The following is a 21,436-nucleotide window of genomic DNA, read 5'->3' on the forward strand; positions in this document are numbered from 1 at the left end:
GGCGCTACTGATGCACACCTCAGGTGCGTGCAGCAGGCGGTGTTGGCCGGTTCATGCGGATCGCGCCGCACCGAATACTCCGTGCAACTATCAGATGGATTGCCTGAGGCGTGTCACGCACAACCTCCGTCTTGACAAGGCACTCAAGTGGGCCTTGTGCCTTCGCCTCTCGTAGCGCAAGGAACGCCGGTGAGATAACGTACCGTGTGGCAGCCCATGTTCCGTGGCCGAACGAACCGGCGATGATCATCATTTCCTTTTCGGGGGCATAGGGGTTGGGCGCACGCAGGATTAGGCCAAAGTCGGTTCCCGCGCCGTCGCGGTCAAGTGGGTCGGGATTATAAAGGCGAGGGGGGTCGCTTGTTGTGTCTCGAATAACAATTGCATTTTTATCTACCTCGGGATCCCCAAATCGCAATTTCGAATCGATCTGCTTTACCGCGCCACGGGTCACTTCGTTCGCATCAGGTCCCCCAAGCGCTATTATCGTGTGCTTCAAGTCATCACCCTCAAGTCGATTATCGTAGACGACCTTTGGGTCGCGGGCTCCGATCTGAGCTAGGTAACGCTGGAGTTCGCCGAGAGCGATCGCGTCTCCGACTCCGATAACGCCGGAACGTTCGAAGAGTCGGAACTGTTCAAAATGCCCGACCACAAGACGAAGGTCGTCGGAAATGAAGGGGTGCCAGAATGCGCGCGCGGGGCGAGTGCCCCACCATCTTTTCCCCGAGTTTAAAACCCACCCCGCTGCGGCCACAACCAAGTACTTAGCGGCTTCCTTCGCCAGGTCCCATCCAAATGGGGGCAATGATAGCTGCATAACATCACGCTCCTCTAAGACGAAATCAGCGAGATGTCGGTCGGGAAAATAGAGTTTATAAGTATAAACTGACTCCGCTCAAGTCAGGCTGAAAATGCAAAGAATTGGTCCGTTCCAACAAGTTGCACCGTTCCTGTCAGCCCTCTTTCGTCACTGGCTGTCGAAGTCCTTATTTCTGCTGGGCCTTGGCTCGACGGCTGCCACATACGTTTCGAGCTACCTAGCCGGTTTTGCAGTTCCACGCTGGCTCCCAGTTGTGTTCTTCGCTGCCGCATTCATGTGGGGCTTGTTTGATGTGTTTCGTGGGCAAGCGGATGAAATCGAGCGCCTGAAGAGGGAAAACGCTGAGCACGAGAGCGCTGAGGTGATTCGCCTAAAGAATGAGAACTCAAGTCTGACCAGCCGAATCGCAGCCCTTGGAGGTGATGCGCGTACCAAGAAGGCGAAGCTGCTTGCAGATCTCATCTCCGAGCTTGAGGGGAACCTCCGAACCGCTCAGAGCTTCTACAGCGGCCCTCCGGGAAACAGGGTCTACTTGCCGCCTTCAATCGACTGCTGGAAACAAGAGCGCAATGAACTGTCCTTCTTGGATCTCGGGATCAGGAATGAGCTTAAAGAAATCTATGGGCAGATCGAACGTTGGCGTGGGATTGTTGCGTCCGGCCTGAGTCCAAGCATCGGTAGCCCGGAGATCTCCGAAATAACCCAAGCTGTGAAAAGGGAGTTGCCTTACTTAGTGCCAAAGTTAAAGGCAGTTCAAGGGGAGGTTCTACGGTGACTCACGACGGTTGCGGATCTTACCGGCAACCTGTGTTGTTCCCTCATTGCTGGCTCCCTACGTTCAGATTCCGGACTCGGTTCCGCCTGTAGCGGCCTATGTGCCTGCCATGCCCCAACCACCGGCTTTGCCTGCCACAACGCCAGGTCGGGTCGCACCTCGCAGCCCACCACGCTCCCGCCCGCTCCCACCACTTCCGCCATAATCGCAGTGTAGTAGCCGACACCGCAGCCGAGGTGATAGGCGCGGTCGCCGGGCTGCAGTTGGAGGGCGTCAATCCAGCGGCCCAGAGCGCTGGGCTGGCCGTTATTGATGTCGCGGTCTTTGTCGAGCACGACTACCACGTTGTGATAAAGGTGGCGCGGGTCATCAATGGGCGTATACGACATCTGGATGCCGGTCGCGGCCGACATTCCGCGCACGTCGGCGGACGCGATCTGCCACGGTCCCGGGCCGAGGAACTGCTCGCGGCGCACACGGGCAAAGGCGTCGGCAAGGCCGGGAGTGGAGAGGTTGGCGGCGAAACGGACCTCGTCGGCGTAGAACTGACGGCACTCCTCAAGAGTCATGCGGGGAGTATCCCACGCAGGCATGATGCGAGCAAAGCAGGGACACGAAATCAAATATGAAACCGCTCCTCCCCTGAACGCCATCTACTTAAGTCGGACAGACAGCTTGCCTCGCACTCAACAGTCCGCCGCCTCCGACAGCGCGCTGCGCCTCTACATCCTTCGCCACTTCATTGACCGCGGACGCGCGCCCACAGTCGCCGAAATGGCTGCCGCGCTATGCGCATCAACCCGCACCATCCGCGCCGGACTGCGACGCCTGGTCCAAACCCATGCATTCTGTCTCCAGGAAAATGGCGAACTCTGGCGCGCCGCTCCCTTTTCCGCCGTGCCCACCGCTTTTCCAGTGCAGGCCGGCAATCGCCGATGGTGGGGCAACTGCATCTGGGACGCACTCGGCATTCCCGCCATGCTGGGGCGCAACGCCCGCATCGAAGCCGCCTGCGGATGCTGCAATCACCGCATGTTGCTGGAGATCAGCAACGGGAAGCTGCGCGCGCCGGCGGGCATGATCCACATCGCCGTTCCCGCCTGCCACTGGTACGACGACATCGTTTTCACCTGAAAGACCATGCTTCTGTTCCGGTCGGAACAGCATGTGGAGCGCTGGTGCGCGCAGTGGAAGCAGCCGCGCGGCGGGACGCTCACGCTGCCGCAGGGATGGAGGCTCGCCCAGGAATGGTACGGCAACCGGCTCAGCCCCGACTGGCGTCCGAAAACCGTGCCGGAAGCGCAGGCCGCGTTTGCGAGCATCGGCCTGGCCGGCGAATTCTGGAGATTGGCAGAGGCAAAAGAGAAAGTTCTGAGGTGACCGATGGCGCCAGAACCTGCTTATCGCAAAGCCACCGCCTTCGAAGCCTTCTTCAATCGCATGTTCGGCGTGCTGGTCGGACTCGGCTTGGGCATGCGGCACAACTATCTGGTGCAGGTGCGCGGGCGCAAGAGCGGGAAGGTTTATTCCACGCCCATTGATCTTCTCGAACTGCGCGGCAAGCGATTCCTGGTGGCGCCGCGCGGGCGCACGCAGTGGGTGCGCAACGCCGAAGCCGCGGGCGAGGTCACGCTGAAGAGAGGCAGCTTCCGGCGGACATTTCAAATTCGTCCGCTGACCGACGCCGAGAAACCGGAAATTCTGAAAGCCTACCTGGATTCCTTCAGAACGACGGTGCAGCGCTATTTTCCTGTCGCAGCAGGGTCGGCGGCGGAAGCGTTCGGCGCGATCGCGCAGGAGTATCCGGTGTTCGAGTTGATCGATTCTGTCGCCCGCTGAAGCGGGCTTGTGACCGAAATGGAAGCTGACCCCCGGCTTGCGCCGGGGGCTACGTTCTGTCGCTCGCTGCGCGAGCTCGCCGCTCGAGGGCGAGCGCGCCCCAACAACAGCCGCGGGCGAGGGCGCCCGCGGCAGTTGAAATTCTCGTGTATGAAACGGCAGCCCCGGCGAGGGCGCCGGGGCCTACCAGACTTTGAATCTCAAACCACAATCAGGGCTTCGGTTGGTAGTACTTGCCGTTGACTTCGGTGCCCATCACCGCAAAATCGCACGTCGAGGTTTCCAGCGGATCAGTCTTGAACGTGAACCCGGTCGAAGGCACCCGCATGGTGGCTTCCAACTGCGCGATCGCCTTGTGTCCGTCGAAGCGGAACTGGCGCAGCGGGTCGTGGTAGCTGACTGGTTCATCCATCGCTTTAAACACCAGCTTGAAGTCCATGAAAGCAGGCGTGGTTTCGGCGTCCATGGCCGGCCAGCGCGGCTGATCGATAATAGCGACGTTGGTCATCTGTAGGGTGGCGGTTTTGCCGTCCGGGCTGAAAACGAGCCCGCTGGCGGGAACCGGTGTTACCCAGTAGAGTCCTTCCGGGGAAATGGGCGGATGAAAATCGTGGAACTGGTTGGCAGGGACCGCCGGTCCCTTGAAGACGGTGAGTCAGGTGTGAGTGAAGATGCCCGGCTGGGCTTTGCGCGCCGCCCAGTACTCGCCGGCCATGTAGCTGTAATCGGTGGTGGGATTGCCCCAGGCGAGGCGGTTGCCCTGATTGTCGGTGCCCATGCCGTGAAAGCCGTTGCAACGCGCCAGCTTGCCACTGAAGTGGAAGATGTTCGACAGCTCGACATTTGGCATCGGGATCTGGTTGTGATTACCGTTTTTGTCGAGCCACGGAATCGGGTAGGGACACGAGCCGCCGTTCGACACCCCATGGTTCTGAGGGATTGGCGGCGCGCAACTTTCAGGTGTGGACTGTGCCTGCAGCAGGACGCCGGATACGGAAGCGGCTGCCGCTGAGGCGATGCCGAGCTTAAGCAAGCTCCGCCGATTGAGTCCCGACGAGTGACGGTGATCCATGCGAACTCCTTTCCGGGATACTTAAAACTGTTGTATTCAGAATGGCGCGGCGCTCCCGGAGTTGCCTGGGACCTCCGCGGGAGTATAACAAGTAGCGTGGTAATTCGTCTGAGCCGGCCTAGCGCGCTCCCTCGGCGAAGTCGCGCACGAACTCCACCAGCGAGCGCACCGCGATTCCCGAAGGGCCCTTGGCGATCCAGGCCTTGTTCTCCTCTTCCCACGCAGTGCCGGCGATGTCGAGGTGCATCCACGGCGTGTCGTCCACGAATTCCTTGAGGAACATGGCTGCCGAAATCGCGCCGCCCCAGCGCCCGCCGGTGTTCTTGATGTCGGCGATGTTCGATTTGATGAGTTCCTGATATTCAGCGTCCACCGGCAGCCGCCACATTTTTTCGCCGGAACGCTGCAGTGCGCCGCGAAAGCGCTCCCACATGGCTTCGTCGTTGGTGAAGACGCCGGCGTTGATGTAGCCGAGCGCGACCACGCAGGCGCCGGTGAGGGTGGCGGCGTCCACCAGGTGGGTGGCGCCGAGCTGGCGCGCGTAGTAGAGGCCGTCGGCGAGCACCAGGCGGCCTTCGGCATCGGTGTTGATGATCTCGATGGACTTGCCGGACATGGCGATCTGCACGTCGCCGGGTTTTTGCGCTTTGCCGGAAGGCATGTTTTCCGAGGCGCAGACGACGGCGATGACGCGCACCTTTGGCTTCAGCAGCGCGATAGCGCGCATCGCGCCCAGCATGGCAGCGCCGCCGGCCATGTCGTACTTCATTTTTTCCATGCCATCGGCGGGCTTGATGGAGATGCCGCCGGTGTCGAAGGTAATGCCCTTGCCGACCAGCCCGATGACGGGGGTGGCGGGCGCGTCCTGGGGTTCATATCGCACTACGATAAGTGCAGGCGGTTCGTCGGAGCCTTGCGCGACGCTCCAGAAGGCGCCCATCTTCAGCTCTTTGATTTTGTCGGCGCCGTAGGTTTCGATCTTGAGCGCGGCCACGTTGAGGGATTCGACCATGCGGCGCGCATGCTCGGCCATCATGGTGGGCGTCATGCGATTGCCGGGCTCGTTGACCAGTTCGCGGGTGAAGTTCTGGGACTCGCCCATGACCCGGCCTTGCTCCAGGGCGGCGCGCAAGTTCACCTCGTCTTGTCCGGAGACAACCACGGTGAGGTCGTCAATGCGCTGGTCCTTGCGGTCGCTGCGGTATTTGTCAGGATCAAAGTCGCCGACGAAGGCGCCTTCGACCACCGCCTTGACGGCATCGGCCTGATCCCACCCTCCGCCTTCGGCGGAAGGGCGGGCCCGAAGCTCCGGCAGGACGAAGGCGAAGCTGCGGATGGACTTCGGCTTGAGAAAGCGGGCGGCGGCGCCGGCGAGCTTGCGCAATTCGAACGCGGAAAAAGTTTTCGCTTTGCCGCCGCCGACGAGCAGCAGGCGCTTGGCCTTCAGGCCGCTGGGACGGTGGAGCATCACGGTTTCGAAGATCTTGCCGGTGGCCTCGCCGGTGGAGATGAACTCGGCAGCGGCATCCTGGAGCGCCTTGTCAGCCGAGGCGACGCGGGCGTCGGGCTTGTCCTTGTCGCCGTGGTCGAGGACGGGCAGGACAAGACATTCGGTTTCAAGCTGCGCGGGAGAGGAGAAAGAGAGGTTCGTATTCATTCTTGATCCTTGTTACTTGAAAATCATTGTTGATTGTCGATTGTCGATTGGCGATTGGCGCGGAAGCCCGATGAAATCGGCAATCGAAAATCGGCAATGCGGTTAGGTCTTTCTAGAGCGGGCGATGGCCTCGCGGGCTTCACGGTCGGCGGTGCGGCGGCGCTCGGTTTCGCGCTTGTCCCAGAGCTGTTTGCCCTTGGCGAGCGCCACTTCCACCTTGATGCGGCCGCTCTTGAAGTACATGCGCGTCGGAATCAGGGTCATGCCCTTTTGCTGGGTTTTCCCGATCAGCTTGCGCAACTCCGCGGCATGGACCAGCAACTTACGGGTGCGCAAGGGCTCGTGATTAAAGATATTACCGTGTTCGTAGTGGCCGATATGAGCATTCAACAACCACAGCTCGCCATCCTTCACCAGGCCATAGGCATCCTTCAGATTGGCCCGCCCGGCGCGGACGGATTTGACTTCGGTCCCGGTGAGGACGATGCCAGCCTCGAACTTATCGGAAAGGAAGTAGTTATGAGCGGCGGCGCGGTTGACGGTGGCGTCGCGCTGGCCGGCGGCCACGGGCTCGCGGCGCGGACTTTTTTCCGGATTGGGCCGGGTCTGATGGGTCGCCTGCCGCGCCATGAGAATCGCACAACCTCCAGCACGAAACTTTTATGCTAGCACGGCGTTAGCATCCCAGGTGCCCCGCCATTCCAGCGCGGCGCGACGCAAGGCGGATGCTATAATTTGCGTTCTCATGCATCTGCTTCAGCCACAAAGCCTCCGGCTGGCATGGAGGGTGGGCGCACGCTTCCGGCGCATCGCCGCCGCAGGATTGCTGGTGCTGACCCTCGCGCTCCCCGCCGCTGCCGATAAAGCCAAGAGTTTCTATGACAAAGGACGCGATGCTGAGGCGCGCCAGCATTGGGAACAGGCCTACGAGTTCTTCAGGCAGGCCTACGACCTGAAGCCCAAGGAGTTGCGCTATCGGACGGCGTTCGAGCGCGCGCGCTTCGAAGCCGGGGCGGCGCACGTGCACCGCGGGCAGCAACTCCGGGACAGCGGGGATTTACAGCAGGCGCTGGCCGAGTTCCTGCGGGCGGCGCAGATCGATCCCTCCTCGGCTATTGCGCAGCAGGAGATCCGGCGCACGCGCGAGATGCTCGAGCACGCGCCGCCGCCGCCGGGACCGCCGTCGCGGGTGACGGACCTGGGCCGCATGGCGGCGGAGGCGGAGGGACCGGCGGAACTGAAGACGATCTCCAACGTCCCCATCACCATGCGCATGACCGACGACACCAAGATCGTATATACCGCCATCGGAAAACTGGCCGGGATCAACGTGCTGTTCGATCCGGATTATGTCTCGCGGAAAATTACCATCGACCTGAATAACGTTTCGCTGAACCAGGCGCTGGAGATCGTGGCGCTGCAGTCCAAGACATTTTGGCGGGCGGTGACGCCGAACACGGTTTTCGTGGCCGCCGACACCAAGGCGAAGCGGACCGAGATCGAGCAGAACGTGGTGAAGACGTTCTACCTGTCCAACCTGGCGCAGACCACGGAAATGCAGGACATCGTGAATACGCTGCGCACGGTGGTGGAGATCACGCGCGTGATCTCGCTGGCATCGCAGAACGCGATCGTGATCCGCGGCACGCCCGACCAGGTGGCGCTGGCGGAAAAGCTGGTGAACGATCTGGACAAGGCGCGGCCCGAGGTGCTGATCGACATCGCGGTCATGCAGGTGAGCCGCGACAAGCTACGCAACCTGGGGGTGTCGCCGCCGACGACGGCGTCAATCCAACTGCAGCCGAATGCGTCGACAAGCACGACCACGACAACGGGTACAACAACGGGTACGACGACGCCGACGACGTCGAATAATGCGCTTACGCTGAACAAGCTGGCCAACCTGACGTCCAATGATTTCCTGGTCACCATCCCGGGCGCGACGGCGAATTTCTTGTTTACCGACAGCGATACTAAAATCATCCAGAATCCGCAGATTCGCGCGCTCGACGGGCAGAAGGCCTCCCTGAAGATCGGCGACCGCGTGCCGGTGGCGACCGGTTCGTTCCAGCCGGGCATCGGCGGCGTGGGCATCAACCCGCTGGTCAACACGCAATTCCAGTACATTGACGTGGGCGTGAACATTGACGTGCAGCCGACGGTGCACGCGGGACGCGAGGTCACGCTGAAGCTCACCATGGAAGTTTCATCGGTGAGTTCCCACGTCAGCATCGGCGGCATCGACCAGCCGGTGATCGGGCAGCGGCGGGTGGAGCACACCATCCGGCTCAAAGACGGCGAGCCCAGCCTGATGGGCGGAATGCTGGAAGAAGACGTGCTGAAGAGCGTCAGCGGCTACCCGTTTCTCTCGCAGGTGCCGCTGCTGAAATACCTGTTCTCCGCGCAGAACACGGAGACCCGGACGAACGAAATCGTGTTCGTGCTGGTGCCGCACATCGTCCGCGCGCAGGACGTCACCGACGTGAACCTGAGGCCGATTGACGTGGGCACGGCGAACGCAATTGAACTGCGGCGCAAGTCGCCCGCGCCTTCTCCGAGCGGAAATGGCGGCTCGGCGGCCGCACCGCGGCCGGCGCCGGCACCGGCGCCACCTCCGGCACAGGCGCCCGGAGCAGCCACGACTCCGCCACCAGCGCAAGCTCCGCAAGGTCCTCCGGCGCAGCCGTCCCAGGGCACAACCGGAGCGGCGATCATGAGCTTCGATCCGCCGCAGTTGAACCAGGCGGTGGGTACCACGTTCGCGGTGAATGTGACCGTGAGCGGCGCGCAAAACCTCTATTCGGTCCCGGTGCAGGTCAGCTACGATCCGCGGTCGTTGCAATTGATTAATGTGTCGAACGGGAATTTCCTGTCGCGCGACGGGCAGCCGGTGGTGATTGTGCACCGCGAGGACGCACCCGGCCTGGAGCAGATTTCGGCAACCCGGCCGCCGGGATCGGGAGGGGTGTCGGGACAGGGCGCGGTGTTTACCTTGACCTTCATGGCCAAGGCGCCGGGACAATCCACGCTGAGCATCACCAAGGCCGGCGCGCGCGATCCTGCCATGCAGCCGGTGCCGGTGACGCCCGGCCAGGCGATGGTGACGGTGAAGTAGATCGGGTGATCCGGCGATCGGGTGATCGGGTGATCTGCGCAGGTCGCGGGCCGCCGCTCTCCTTTAAAATATCCGGACCAGAAAACATTCCCCGAGAGTTGTACCTTTTGCATATTCCCGAACAGAACGTAACGCCGCGTGCCGGGCGGTGGGGTGGCCAGCGCGGGCTGACCCTGGTGGAACTGATTGTCGCGATCACCATCCTGGCGATCCTGACGGGCGCGGCAATCCCGATTGCGCGGGTGCGAATCCGGCGCGACAAGGAGCGCGATTTGCGCCGGGCGCTGTGGGAGATGCGGGACGCCATCGACCGCTACAAAGATGCGGCCGATCGGGGCGCGTTTCAGATCAAGCTGGGAACCGAAGGCTATCCGCCGGATTTGGACACCCTGGTGAAAGGCGTGGACGTGGCTGGGAAAAAGGTCCGGTTCCTGCGCAAGATTCCGATCGATCCCATGACCGGCAAGGACGAATGGGGCAAGCGCTGCATGAAGGACGATCCGGATTCGACGTCGTGGTGCGGCGACAATGTGTTTGACGTGTTTACGCAGTCAACCGGCACGGGGCTGGATGGGACCAAGTATGCCGATTGGTAATTTGCAATTGGTAATCTGCAATTGATGAAGTCCCGGCAGAAATCACGCGGCTTTACCATCATCGAGCTGATGGTGGTGATCAGCATCATCCTGATCCTGATCTCGATAGCCGTCCCGATCTATAACCAGTCCATCCTGCGCGCCAAGGAAGCGGTGCTGCGGCAAGACCTGTTCGCCATGCGCTCGGCGATTGACCAGTACACGATGGACAAGTCGAAAGCGCCGCAATCCCTGGAAGACCTGCTGCATGAAGGCTATTTGCGCGAGATCCCGAAGGACCCGTTCACCGATTCGCGCACCACTTGGCAGGTGGCGCAGGAAGATATGCTGCTCAGCGTCGACCAGAACCAGCCCGGAATCACCGACGTGCACAGCGGATCGAACCGGATGGGCACCGACGGGACGGCGTATAACACGTGGTGAGCTGCTGATTTTCGGGTTCAGGTTTTCCATTTGGTGATTTGTGATTTAGTGATTGGAAGAGGATTGCTGCTGGACGAGAAATCACTCAATCACTCAATCACAAATCTTTGAATGACACGCGCTGTCACACGCTACCCGACCCGTCCCAGTTGAACCTCCTAACGCGCAGGACTACCATTCTCCCGTTATGCCGGTGGAAACAGAAATCACGCAGAGCACGTATGTTCCGGTGAAGGCGCCGCGCGGAACGCAAATTTCCTGCAAGGGCTGGCAGCAGGAAGCCGCGATGCGCATGCTGATGAACAACCTCGATGAGGAGGTCGGCGAGCGCCCGCGCGACCTGGTGGTGTACGGCGGCACGGGGCGGGCGGCGCGGAGTTGGGAGTGCTTTCATGCGATCGTGCGCGCGCTGAAGTCGCTGGAGAACGACGAGACGCTGCTGGTGCAGTCGGGCAAGCCGGTGGGCGTGTTCAAGACGCACGAGTACGCGCCGCGGGTGCTGATCGCGAATTCCAACCTGGTGGGACACTGGTCGAACTGGGAAAAATTTCGCGAGTTGGAGCGCGCCGGCCTGATGATGTACGGCCAGATGACGGCGGGTTCATGGATTTATATCGGATCGCAGGGCATTATCCAGGGCACCTTCGAGACGTTTGCGGCGGCGGGTGAGAAGAGTTTCGGCGGCGAGTTGGAAGGGAAGCTGATCGTTTCCGGGGGCATGGGCGGCATGGGCGGTGCGCAGCCACTAGCCGCCACCATGACCGGTGCGGCGTTCCTGGGGATTGATGTCGATCCGGAGCGGATCAAGAAGCGGCTGAAGACCGGGTACTGCGACTTCATGGTCACCTCGCTCGACGAGGCGCTCAGAATCCTGAAAAATGCGGTGCGGAAGAAAGAGAACGTGTCGGTCGGGCTGGTGGGGAACTGCGCCGACATCATTCCCGAGCTGGCGGCGCGCGGCGTGGTGCCCGACATCCTGACCGACCAGACAAGCGCGCACGATCCGCTGAACGGATATATTCCGCAGGGGCTGACGGTGGCGCAGGCGGCGGAGTTGCGCGCGCGCGATCCGAAGGGCTACCAGGAGCGGTCGCTGGATTCGATCGCACGGCACGTCGAAGGCATGCTGGCGCTGCAAAAGATGGGCGCGGTGACGTTTGACTACGGCAACAACATCCGGACGTTTGCCTTTGAACGAGGCGTCAAGAACGCCTACGATTTTCCGGGATTCGTGCCGGCGTACATACGCCCGCTGTTCTGCGAAGGTCGCGGGCCGTTCCGCTGGGTGGCGCTGAGCGGAGAAGCCAGCGACATTCACGTCACGGACGACCTGGTACTGGAACTTTTCCCCGACAACCGGATGTTGTCGCGCTGGATCAACCTGGCGCGGAAGCGGATCAAGTTCCAGGGGCTGCCGGCGCGGATCTGCTGGCTCGGTTACGGCGAGCGCGCGCAGTTCGGGCTGGCGATGAATGAGCTGGTGAAAAAAGGCAAGATCAAGGCGCCGATCGTGATCGGGCGGGACCATCTGGACACCGGCTCGGTGGCCTCGCCGTTCCGCGAGACCGAGGGCATGAAGGACGGCTCGGACGCGGTCGCCGATTGGCCGCTGCTGAACGCGATGCTGAACACGGCGAGCGGCGCGAGTTGGGTTTCGATTCACAACGGCGGCGGCGTGGGCATCGGGTATTCGCAGCACGCGGGCCAGGTGACCGTCGCCGACGGAACCGATGCGATGGCGAAGCGGATCGAGCGCGTGCTGACCAACGATCCGGGGATCGGCGTGGCGCGGCACGTGGATGCCGGATACCAAGAGGCGATTGATTTCGCGAAGCGCAACGACGTCAGGATTCCGATGCGCGGAGAAGGGAAGTAGGGCTTATGACGGCACAGGTGGGCACGGCAACGGCGGCGGCGGCGCTCACGTACGCCGAGCTTTTGAACCACGACGAGCAGGAAACCGGGCAGTGGCACAATTGGTTTCGGAGGCATCCGGAGGCACTGGACATCAAGATGGAATTGGCGATGCAGCATGACGTTCGCGGCGTGCTGTTCCATGTCTTCGTGATCGAGTTGCGCTACGCAGAGCGGTTGCTGGAGCAGCCGGAGACGCCCAACGAAGCGCTGCCGAAGAGGTCGGTGGACGAACTGTTCGCCATCGGGGCGACGGCGCGCCAGAAATTTCGCGAGTTCATGGCGCGGGCGACGGACGCGGACTGGAATAAAACCATCAGCTTCAAAACCCTGTCGGTGGGGCAGATGTCGGCCAGCAAGAGGAAATGTTTCGTGCACGCGCTGCTGCACGGGATGCGTCACTGGGCGCAACTGGCGACGGCGCTGCGGCAGCGCGGCTCGCAAGCGGAGTGGCATCACGATTTCATGTTCACGAAGGCGATGGAATAGATGCCCGCGCTGCTGCTGACCAACATCGGCCAGCTTCTCACAATGCAAGGGCCGCCGGGACCGCGGCGCGGGCGCGAACTGGCTGAAGTTGGGTTGATGGAAGACGCGGCGGTGCTGTGCCACGGCGGGAAAATTGTTTCGCTCGGCAAGCGGCGCGATGCGCAGCGCGATTCCTGGCTGAAATCCCACAAGAAAAAAGTTGAAGAGATTGATTGCCGCGGGGGCGTGGTGCTGCCGGGATTCGTGGATTCGCACACCCATCCGGCATTCGCGGTGCCGCGGCTGGTGGATTTTGAAAAAAGGATCGGCGGCGCGACCTATGAGCAGATCGCCGAGGCCGGCGGCGGGATTCGCTCCAGCGTGGAGGGCGTGCGGAAATCGGGCCGGGCGGCGCTGGCGGAGAAGATCTTGTCGGCGCTGAAGGAGATGGCAGCGCAGGGCACCACCACGGTGGAGGCGAAGTCAGGGTACGGGCTGAGCTTCGCGGCGGAAATGAAGTCGCTGGAAGCGATCCGCGCGGCGGCGCGGCAATGGCCGGGGACGGTGGTGCCGACGCTGCTGGGAGCGCACGTGGTCCCGCGTGAGTATCTCGACCGCCGCGAGGAATATGTGCGCGCCGTTTGTGAGGAGATGATTCCCCGGGCGGCGCGGCGCAAGCTGGCACGGTTCGTGGATGTGTTTATCGAGCGCGGCGCATTCACGGAAACGGAAGCCACCTTGATTTTCAAAGCGGCGCTGGAGAACGGGCTGGACACGCGCGCGCACGTCGGCCAGTTGTCAGCACCCGCCGATGGGTTTCTGCCGTCGCTGGTGAATACGGTTGACCCGGCATCGCTCGACCACATGGATCATGTGTCGGACAGCGACATCAAAGAACTGGCAAAGCGCGATACGGTGGCGACACTGGTGCCGGGAGCGAATTATTTCCTCGGTGCGGACGGCTACCCGCCGGCGCGAAAGCTGATTGATGCGGGCGTGCCGGTGGCGGTGGCGACGGATTACAACCCCGGCAGTTCGCCAACCAGCAACATGCAATTCGTGCTCTCGCTGGCGTGCACGCACATGAAGATGACACCCGCCGAGGCGATTGCGGCGGCGACCATCAATGGCGCGCACGCACTCCGCCTGGCGGACTGCAAGGGAAGCGTGGAGGCCGGTAAAGATGCGGACCTGGCGGTGTTCGGAGTCCGGGATTATCGCGAGATCGCGTACTGGTTCGGGTCGAACTTGTGTGGGATGACGGTGATGCAGGGGTGCATCGGGGAACTTTAACCGGGGCACATCGTATAAACATTCATGCAGCAGCTAACGCCCGCGCGGCGGGGCCGTCTATTCCTGTTTACAGCACTCTTTTGAGATGGATCTTTCCTGGAGGCGAAATGAAGCGGTTGCTTAGTGCGGTTGCGGTGTTGCTGTTTATCGCGGGCGTGGGAAACGCGCAAAGACTGCCCGGCGACGTGGTTCCGAGCCATTACCAGATCACGCTGGCGCCGGACCTGAAGAGCGCGACGTTCGAGGGCGAGGAGACGATTGAGGTCCGGGTGCTGAAGCCGACGTCGAACATCGTGCTGAATGCGGCCGAGATCAAGTTCGGAGACGTGACCGTCAGCTCGGGCTCGGCGACGCAGACGGCGAAGGTGACCACCGATGAAAAGTCGGAAATGGCGACGCTGGCGCTGAGCAACGCGGCGCCGGCGGGTGCGGCGACGATTCACATCAAGTTCACCGGCAGACTGAACGATGGTCTCAGAGGCTTTTACCTGAGCAAGACCAAGCGGCGCAATTACGCCGTCACGCAGTTCGAAGCCACGGATGCGCGGCGGGCGTTTCCGTGCTTTGACGAGCCGGCGATGAAGGCGACTTTCGACCTCAGCGTGGTGGTGGACAAAGGCGATACAGCGATTTCCAACAGCAAGATTGTTGCCGATACGCCGGGTCCGGGCGAGGGCAAGCACACGCTGAAATTCGCCACCACTCCGAAAATGTCCACCTACCTGGTGGCGCTCGAAGTAGGCGATTTCCAGTGCCTGGAAGGCGGCGCCGACGGGGTCCCGGTTCGCGTCTGCGCCACGCCTGACAAGAAGGAGCTGGGCAAGTTTGCGCTCGAATCGGCGGAGCACATCCTGAAGTTCTACAACCAGTACTACGGGATCAAGTATCCGTTCCAGAAGCTCGATCTGGTCGCGCTTCCCGATTTCGGCGCGGGCGCGATGGAGAATACCGGCGACATCACCTATCGCGAGGAGGCGCTGCTGACTGATGACCGCACCGCCAGCATCGGCCAGCTCAAGGGAATCGGGGCCGTGACCGCGCACGAGATCGCGCACCAGTGGTTCGGCGACCTGGTGACCATGCAATGGTGGGACGACGTCTGGCTCAACGAAGGCTTTGCGACGTGGATGACGAACAAGCCGCTGGCCGCGTGGAAGCCGGAATGGAACATCTGGCCGGCACAGGGGCCGCTCTCGGTTGACGCGCTGAAATCCACGCGGCCGATTCATGCCTCCGCGAAGGAAGTCAATACGCCAGCGCAGATCGGGACGTTGTTCGACGGCATCGCGTATGGAAAAACCGCGGCGGTGTTGCGCATGCTGGAAAGCTGGCTGGGCGAGGAACCGTTCCGCAAAGGCGTGAATTCCTATCTTGAGCAACATGCTTACGGTAACACCAGCGCTGCTGATTTCTGGAATGCGATGGCGAAGGCTTCCGGCAAGCCGGTGGACAAGGTGATGCCGACGTGGGTGGAGCAGGCGGGCGCGCCCATGTTGAGCGTGAAGGCGCAATGCGCGGGGAACCAGACTACGGTCGAACTCTCGCAGACGCGGTTCTTCAACGATCCGGAATTGCTGAAGCAGGGAAGCCCCGAGTTATGGCAGATCCCCGTGTGCATCAAGACAGCCGCAGGGGCAAACGCGCACTGCGAGTTGATGACGCAGAAGCAGCAGGCGTTCAAAGTGAATGGGTGCTCGGCTTGGGCATTCGTGAATGCGGGTGGCCGCGGATACTACTGGTCGGCATACAGCCCGGCATTGACGTCCAAACTGGCGGAGGTTGCCGAGCAGGCGTTGACGCCGCAGGAGCGCGTGTCGTTGCTCAATGACGAGTGGGCGCTGGCGCGCGCGGGGCAACATTCGATTGCACAATACCTGAGTCTCGCGCAGGGCATGCGCAGCGACCAAACGCGACAAGTGGTGCAACAGATCGCGGAGCGCGTGGCGTTCATGTCGGATGACCTGGTGGAACCCGCCGACCGAGACGCATTCCGCGCGTGGGTCCGAAATCAGTTCCGGCCGATGCTCAATGAAATAGGCTGGAAGGCGAAGCCGGGCGAGAGCGACGACGTCAAGAGCGTGCGCGCCACCATCATCTACGCGCTCGGCTACAACGGCCGCGACCCGGAGGTCCTGCGCCATGTATCCGAGCTGGCGCAGCAATACAGGAAGGACCCGGCTTCGGTGGATCCCAACCTCGGGGGACTTGCGGTGGAATTGGCCGCACTGAACGGCGACGCGAAGCTCTATGACGAGTATGCGCAACGCATGTCGCAGGCCAAGACGCCGCAGGAGTTGTACACGTATATGGAAGCGCTCACGCGTTTTCCGCAGCCGGAACTGGCGCAACGGACGCTGGACATGATGATGTCGCCGGAGATCAAGGCGCAGGACATGTTCCGCGGAGTGGGAGGACTGCTCGACAGTCCGGAGATGCGCGATCTGACGTGGGCCTACTTCAAATCGCACTGGGCGGAGATCCAGAAGAAGGTTGGCGCCTCGCTGGGGTTCGGATTCGGCGGTCTGGCGGCCGCCTTTTGCAGCGAGCAAGCCAAGCAGGATGTGCAGCAATGGTTCGCGCAACATCCCGATCCGGGCGGGCCACGGGCGCTGCGGCAGGGACTGGAGCGGCTGGACACGTGCGTGCGCATCCGCAACACGCAGGGTCCGAACCTCGCATCGTGGCTGAAGGAGCACGCCGGCGCGGCGACGCAATAAGAAATCTGGATTTGTTTCCGAACCGCAGATGGCGCGCGGAAGCGTCGTGGCGCCGTTTGCGGTTCTTGTTGTTGGGATGGATTTGAGGGATGCGGGCGCAGATTGTTACAATAAGAATTCCGGACGCTAACCTGTCGCGGCCTGAGCGCCGCCTCTCCTGTGAACTCCGGATACGAGCGTGGCCAGGTAGCTCAGATGGTAGAGCGCAGCCCTGAAAAGGCTGGCGTCGGCGGTTCGATTCCGTCCCTGGCCACCATCATTCCACATAACTTACCCAGAACCCGCCAACCAAGGGATGACATGACTCAAAATGCTAAGCTGAGTGTTGGCTCCGAGTGGACGGTCGCCGGTAGAGCAGGCGGAGATCCTTGGTCCACAGAACGCAGCCATCAGGGAGCTTGCGGCCCAGGAACAAGCGTGGTTCGTCGACCATCAGTCCCCCAGGCCCGTCACGCGACCACCCAGGCGCGTCCCACCACTCGGCAATGGCGCGGATGTACTCCGCTGGCCACTCTCGCAGAGGCTTGAATTCCGAAGGCCAGGACACTGCCTTGATGAAGTTGCTGTCGCCATAGGTGAAGCAGATGCGGACCGGATGCTCTTTGGGAATCCGCACCAAGGTCAGATAGTGATCTCGCTTCGCATATTTCAGCCAGGCTCGAATCTGGACCTTCCCGGAAGGCCAGTCGACAATAGGGACGAGGCACGCGTCCTTGCGGAGCTGAGCTTTGCGACCACGATGAAACAGAACAGCTAGCATGGCGCTTCACTGAGGGCGGTCTGCAACCACCTCCATCCTCGAGCATTTTAGCCGATGCTCATACGAGTCGCTGTTCGAGATTCGGTAGCGACCGGCTAGGCGTCACCACACCCAGGTGGTTATCACAACTTTGTATGACGCCACTCACTGACAAAACAGCGCCGCTCGTATCTCGTTACGCTTTGTAAGGCAAACCCTGCGAGCTGGCGAAGACCTCCCTTATATGCTCACCCCCGAGCGGTCGGCGCATCGGATACCGCTGTGAAACACGAGGCAGAGCGCAAGATCGCGTCTTCACCCGCGGCAATCAGACAGACATAGCCATGGATTGCGGAGGACTACGATGAGCGACGATTCCGGCAGCGTTTCGGACTCTAAGCGGGACCCCGTTCGAGAGAGAGCACCCGACGATCAAGATCCGGAGATCTATTCCATCCACAGAGAGAATGGGGCCTGGACGCTCTCCAGGCGCGATTTGGTGGCATCGGCTGCGGTTACGGCCTTGGGCGCCGCCGTCGCGGGATTGGCCGGTGGGACGGCGGCGGCAACAACCGACGCCGGTGCGCAGGCCAAGTGCGGTAGCGTTTTCGCGCATGAGATGGCGGTCTACGCGCTGGCGGTAAGCCCCGACGGAAAGACGCTCTGTTCGGCCGGCAAGGACGGATTTATCAAGTTCTGGTCACTGCCGCGCGGAGCCATGTTCAAAGCCATCCAGGGACACTCGCAGGCCGTTCACGCATTGGCGGTGAGCGGGGACGGCAAAATACTCTGTTCCGGAAGTGCCGACAAGACCATTGGCGTTCGTTCTCTGCCGGACGCCACGCGCGAGAAGAGCCTGGAAGGGCACGCGAGTGTCGTGGATGCGGTGGCGATCAGCAGCGATGGGAAATCCGTTTATTCCGCAAGCGTCGACTCGACGGTGAAAATCTGGTCTCTCGCGGACGGCGGGACCGCGAAAACGCTGTCCGCCTCCGATTCCATCGTGTTGGCTCTGGCGGTCAGTCCGGACGGCAAGACGTTGTTTTCCGGTGGTCATGACCGGAAGATAACGGTCTGGTCGCTGCCGGATGGCAGTCAGATGAAGACGCTGGAAGGGCACACCGATGCAGTAAGAGTGTTGGCCGTCAGTTCCGACGGCAGTTTGCTCTTCTCCGGCGGTTACGACCGGAAGATTCTGGTCTGGTCATTGCCGGATGGAGTGTTGCGGAAGACTCTGACGGGGCACACTCATTGGATCGAGGCACTGGCCGCCACCCCGGATGGTAGGTGGCTCTGCTCCGGCGGCGCTGACCAAAAGATCATCGTTTGGTCATTGCCGGACGGAATGGCCACCAGGACGCTGGAGGGTCACTCCGACTGGGTGAGGGCCCTGACGGTCAGTCCCGACAGCAAGATGCTCATCAGCGGTAGTGCCGACATGACGATAAGACTCTGGGACCTTGTGGCAGGAACTCCTCTGGGATGCCTGATGGACCTTGCCGCGAACAAGCAGGACGTGCAAGGGATTCAATACCAGGCGACGGACGTATATGGGAAGATCATCAGTTACACGCTGCCCTGTGGTTCTCCCATCCCCCCAGGCGCGGTGTGCACCTGCAATTGTGTTCCCGGCTCCCTGGGAACATCCAACCGCTCATTCAACGCCGTCGGTGTTTGCACGTGTGACCTGGTGTGCACCTGCAATAAGGTTTGCACCTGCCAGGCCGTCCGCTCAACCTACTCGTCACACTACTGGCATCCGAATTGAGGATCCACCCTGCTACAGGCCGGGCCGCACTTCCCTGGGAAATGGTGTAGCGAGCGATCTGCCATCTTCAGATAGGAGCGTTCGTGATGACGAAGCGAGGGGGAATCGGGAATTGCTTGCTGGTGTCGTGCATTCTTGCCGCCCTGCCGTTGGCGGGCCAAGCCGCGGTGCAACGCGATCCACGAACGATGGCAGAGGCTTCGCAGGCGTGCGAAGACTCCGTAGCGCAAAGCGCGATGGACAAGTCCGTGAAGTTCGCCGCAGGTCTGCCAGAAGCTCGGACCGGTCCCACCGACACTCGCACCCGGCGATCCGCCGTCACGCCGAGTTCAGCGCGCCCGGTTTTCGATTGGGACTTCGGTGACAATAGCCCCCACTCGAAGCTGGCGAGCCCTACTCACACCTATGCGCAACCAGGATTGTATGTCTGGACCGTCGTGATCAAACAAGGCGCCAGAGGTTGTACCAAGAGTTGGGTGCTCGCACTGTTGGCGTCTTCGGAGTACGCGTTGGCCAGGACAACCATCGCTGTGGCCCAGGAGCTTCTCTCAGGCCTGAAGCGCGATTACCGCTTGGAAGGATTGGGCACCAACCTTAAAGGCACTCCGCAGTATCCCATCCGGTTGAGATTCGAAGGAGGCGCCAATCAGGACCTGTCATGCCAGGCCCGGAACGCCGACTTCGTGATCGGAGACGACCGATCAATCGACCGGGAGAACGGCCCAGGGAAACCAAGGGCTCTGATGTCAGTTGCGTTTGACCAGATGGGCGTTCGCTTGCTGGCCGGACACTTCACCTGCGTCGGGACCTCTAAGGCTCAAGGCAGTAGCATGCATTTCCCGTTCGCCACCGTCCTGGATACAGGCGACGCCAAGTTTCTCCCCGGATCTCGATGCCTCGTAGGCGGATCCGAATACGTTTTCGACGGAGAGGCGTGGCGCAAGTTGGGCTCCAAGTGGGCCGATTTCGCGGATGCGCTCCAGAAGCGCCGGAACCCCGACTGGTTGTCCGAATTAGCCAGAACGCACCGCCAGCCGCTGGTCAGGATGGCCTCCATCGCTGCCCTGACCAGCCAGACCCACTTGGCCGAGATCACCCTGAAAGGGACACGCACCGAAGATCGGCTGGAAGACAACGAAGCACGCCTGGCCGCTCTCGAGCGGATCTCGGATCAGGAGGTCTTGGGCGGCATCGTCCGCTCCAGTTCCGACGAGAAGATTCGGCTGGTCGCTATGAGGGGAATCCACGAGCGCGAGACCCTCGTGCGAATTTTCAAGGAATCGTCGCCAGGATCCTCGCTCCGTGCGGCGGCATTGGAAAAACTTGACGCCGGCGCGGTGGAGTTGATCCACGACGAATCGTTGCTCGCCAACATTGCCGAAACGGCAATCAGGACCGCAGTCGGGCTGGCGGCCGTAAAGCAGCTGAACGACCCGCACACTCTTTCTAGGTTAGCCCTGGCTCTATCAGACGAAAGCGTGGCCGTGGCTGCGGTGGAACGGATCTCTGATCCTCAAATCCTATGGACGACGGCCCTCAAGAGCAAGAAGAGCTCGGTTCGGAAGGCCGCCGTCCAGCGCATCACCGATGAGAAGCTCCTGGCCGATCTGGCCATCAAAACCGATGACGCGGAACTCGGAACGGTGGCGGTTCGCGCCATCAGGGACCGTGGCCTGCTGGAATCCGTGGCCAAGCAAGCACCCAGAGCTCCCGTATGGCTGGCTGCCTCCCAGTCTGCAGCTCAGGCGCCCGTGTCTGCGCTCAGTCTCTACGATCCCGCCACCAGGGTGCTGGCCGTACCCTTTGTCAACGGCGTGAATCCCGGCATGAAGACCTCTGTGGAGCGGATGGACTCTTTGCTGAAGGAGAACCTCTCCGCATCCGGATGGCATTTCGCCGCTGATGAGCAGTCCTGCCGGTCGGAAGTGGGATCCTTGAACTCTGCGCTGGAAGCGGCACGACGGTGCGGCGCGCAGGTGGCACTTACTGGTACGGCCACGGGACCGCCGGACAAGAGCCATGGCGCACTGAAGTCTGTCGATTTCACCATCAAAGCTTTCGATGTGTTGACCGGCAAGATGATCCTGGAAGAGAAGCTCTCGCCGCCTGTCTCTCGCAATACGATACCGGAGCAGCAGGCGCAAAAAGAGATCAAGAACTTCGTGAAACGACTCAGTGCAGATATCAAGAAAAAGGGATGACTAGATCCGGCGAAGCCGACCCCATCCCAGAAACGG

Annotated in this window: 20 protein-coding genes and 1 tRNA gene; 14 read left to right on the forward strand and 7 right to left on the reverse strand. The window is 61.6% G+C overall.

Going from position 1 to position 21,436, the window contains the following annotated elements:
* Positions 1-19 precede the first annotated feature (19 nt).
* Positions 20-820 carry a hypothetical protein gene (locus LAN70_02465; GenBank protein MBZ5510011.1) on the reverse strand — a complete coding sequence of 267 codons (801 nt, stop codon included), beginning with the start codon at positions 818-820 and terminating at the stop codon, positions 20-22.
* 94 nt (positions 821-914) lie between these two features.
* Here LAN70_02465 and LAN70_02470 point away from each other — a divergent pair, with 94 nt between their 5' ends.
* Positions 915-1,598 carry a hypothetical protein gene (locus tag LAN70_02470; GenBank protein MBZ5510012.1) on the forward strand — a complete coding sequence of 228 codons (684 nt, stop codon included), beginning with the start codon at positions 915-917 and terminating at the stop codon, positions 1,596-1,598.
* Here the strand turns inward: LAN70_02470 and LAN70_02475 are convergent.
* Positions 1,577-2,167, reverse strand: coding sequence for a hypothetical protein (locus LAN70_02475; protein ID MBZ5510013.1), 591 nt, complete (start codon positions 2,165-2,167; stop codon positions 1,577-1,579). The two genes, LAN70_02470 and LAN70_02475, sit on opposite strands and share 22 nt — an antisense overlap.
* A gap of 106 nt (positions 2,168-2,273) precedes the next feature.
* Here LAN70_02475 and LAN70_02480 point away from each other — a divergent pair, with 106 nt between their 5' ends.
* The 3 genes from LAN70_02480 to LAN70_02490 are packed head-to-tail and all read left to right on the forward strand — an operon-like array spanning position 2,274 to position 3,437.
* On the forward strand, positions 2,274-2,732 hold the full coding sequence (locus LAN70_02480) for an alkylmercury lyase family protein (protein MBZ5510014.1): 459 nt from the start codon (positions 2,274-2,276) through the stop codon (positions 2,730-2,732).
* A gap of 6 nt (positions 2,733-2,738) precedes the next feature.
* Positions 2,739-2,978 (forward strand): alkylmercury lyase family protein, encoded by a 240-nt coding sequence (locus LAN70_02485; GenBank protein MBZ5510015.1) that lies wholly within the window; start codon positions 2,739-2,741, stop codon positions 2,976-2,978.
* A gap of 3 nt (positions 2,979-2,981) precedes the next feature.
* Positions 2,982-3,437 carry a nitroreductase family deazaflavin-dependent oxidoreductase gene (locus tag LAN70_02490; protein MBZ5510016.1) on the forward strand — a complete coding sequence of 152 codons (456 nt, stop codon included), beginning with the start codon at positions 2,982-2,984 and terminating at the stop codon, positions 3,435-3,437.
* Positions 3,438-3,648: 211 nt separating this feature from the next.
* On the opposite strand, the gene LAN70_02495 is transcribed toward LAN70_02490, so the two are convergent.
* The 4 genes from LAN70_02495 to smpB all read right to left on the reverse strand — a co-directional run bounded on the left by LAN70_02495 (position 3,649) and on the right by smpB (position 6,796).
* On the reverse strand, positions 3,649-3,945 hold the full coding sequence (locus LAN70_02495; GenBank protein ID MBZ5510017.1) for a hypothetical protein: 297 nt from the start codon (positions 3,943-3,945) through the stop codon (positions 3,649-3,651).
* Positions 3,946-4,092: 147 nt separating this feature from the next.
* Positions 4,093-4,509, reverse strand: coding sequence for a hypothetical protein (locus LAN70_02500; protein MBZ5510018.1), 417 nt, complete (start codon positions 4,507-4,509; stop codon positions 4,093-4,095).
* A 118-nt stretch (positions 4,510-4,627) separates the two neighbouring features.
* On the reverse strand, positions 4,628-6,166 hold the full coding sequence (locus tag LAN70_02505; GenBank protein MBZ5510019.1) for a leucyl aminopeptidase: 1,539 nt from the start codon (positions 6,164-6,166) through the stop codon (positions 4,628-4,630).
* 102 nt (positions 6,167-6,268) lie between these two features.
* A complete protein-coding gene (gene smpB / locus LAN70_02510; protein MBZ5510020.1) occupies positions 6,269-6,796 on the reverse strand; it encodes an SsrA-binding protein SmpB in 528 nt (175 codons plus the stop codon).
* A 115-nt stretch (positions 6,797-6,911) separates the two neighbouring features.
* Between smpB and LAN70_02515 the strand changes: the two genes are divergently transcribed.
* The 8 genes from LAN70_02515 to LAN70_02550 all read left to right on the forward strand — a co-directional run bounded on the left by LAN70_02515 (position 6,912) and on the right by LAN70_02550 (position 16,948).
* Positions 6,912-9,281 (forward strand): type II and III secretion system protein, encoded by a 2,370-nt coding sequence (locus tag LAN70_02515; GenBank protein ID MBZ5510021.1) that lies wholly within the window; start codon positions 6,912-6,914, stop codon positions 9,279-9,281.
* A gap of 113 nt (positions 9,282-9,394) precedes the next feature.
* A complete protein-coding gene (locus tag LAN70_02520; protein ID MBZ5510022.1) occupies positions 9,395-9,877 on the forward strand; it encodes a type II secretion system GspH family protein in 483 nt (160 codons plus the stop codon).
* Positions 9,878-9,901: 24 nt separating this feature from the next.
* The gene (locus tag LAN70_02525) at positions 9,902-10,300 is read left to right on the forward strand and encodes a prepilin-type N-terminal cleavage/methylation domain-containing protein (protein ID MBZ5510023.1); all 399 of its coding nucleotides are present in this window, start codon (positions 9,902-9,904) and stop codon (positions 10,298-10,300) included.
* A 187-nt stretch (positions 10,301-10,487) separates the two neighbouring features.
* Positions 10,488-12,176, forward strand: coding sequence for a urocanate hydratase (gene hutU, locus LAN70_02530; GenBank protein MBZ5510024.1), 1,689 nt, complete (start codon positions 10,488-10,490; stop codon positions 12,174-12,176).
* Positions 12,177-12,181: 5 nt separating this feature from the next.
* Positions 12,182-12,703, forward strand: a complete 522-nt coding sequence (locus LAN70_02535; GenBank protein MBZ5510025.1) for a DinB family protein — start codon at positions 12,182-12,184, stop codon at positions 12,701-12,703.
* The gene (gene hutI, locus LAN70_02540; protein ID MBZ5510026.1) at positions 12,704-13,975 is read left to right on the forward strand and encodes an imidazolonepropionase; all 1,272 of its coding nucleotides are present in this window, start codon (positions 12,704-12,706) and stop codon (positions 13,973-13,975) included.
* 107 nt (positions 13,976-14,082) lie between these two features.
* Positions 14,083-16,692, forward strand: coding sequence for a M1 family metallopeptidase (locus LAN70_02545; GenBank protein MBZ5510027.1), 2,610 nt, complete (start codon positions 14,083-14,085; stop codon positions 16,690-16,692).
* Between the two features lie 180 nt (positions 16,693-16,872).
* Positions 16,873-16,948, forward strand: a tRNA-Phe gene (locus tag LAN70_02550).
* A 57-nt stretch (positions 16,949-17,005) separates the two neighbouring features.
* Here the strand turns inward: LAN70_02550 and LAN70_02555 are convergent.
* On the reverse strand, positions 17,006-17,452 hold the full coding sequence (locus tag LAN70_02555; GenBank protein MBZ5510028.1) for a hypothetical protein: 447 nt from the start codon (positions 17,450-17,452) through the stop codon (positions 17,006-17,008).
* Positions 17,453-17,954: 502 nt separating this feature from the next.
* Here LAN70_02555 and LAN70_02560 point away from each other — a divergent pair.
* Both LAN70_02560 and LAN70_02565 read left to right on the forward strand, forming a co-directional pair.
* Positions 17,955-19,199, forward strand: a complete 1,245-nt coding sequence (locus LAN70_02560; GenBank protein MBZ5510029.1) for a WD40 repeat domain-containing protein — start codon at positions 17,955-17,957, stop codon at positions 19,197-19,199.
* An 83-nt stretch (positions 19,200-19,282) separates the two neighbouring features.
* Positions 19,283-21,400: a PKD domain-containing protein gene (locus LAN70_02565; protein ID MBZ5510030.1), complete on the forward strand. Its 2,118-nt coding sequence runs from the start codon at positions 19,283-19,285 to the stop codon at positions 21,398-21,400.
* The last annotated feature ends 36 nt before the right edge of the window (positions 21,401-21,436 follow it).

It is taken from the genome of Terriglobia bacterium, assembly GCA_020072845.1.
Taxonomy (GTDB): domain Bacteria; phylum Acidobacteriota; class Terriglobia; order Terriglobales; family Acidobacteriaceae; genus JAIQGF01.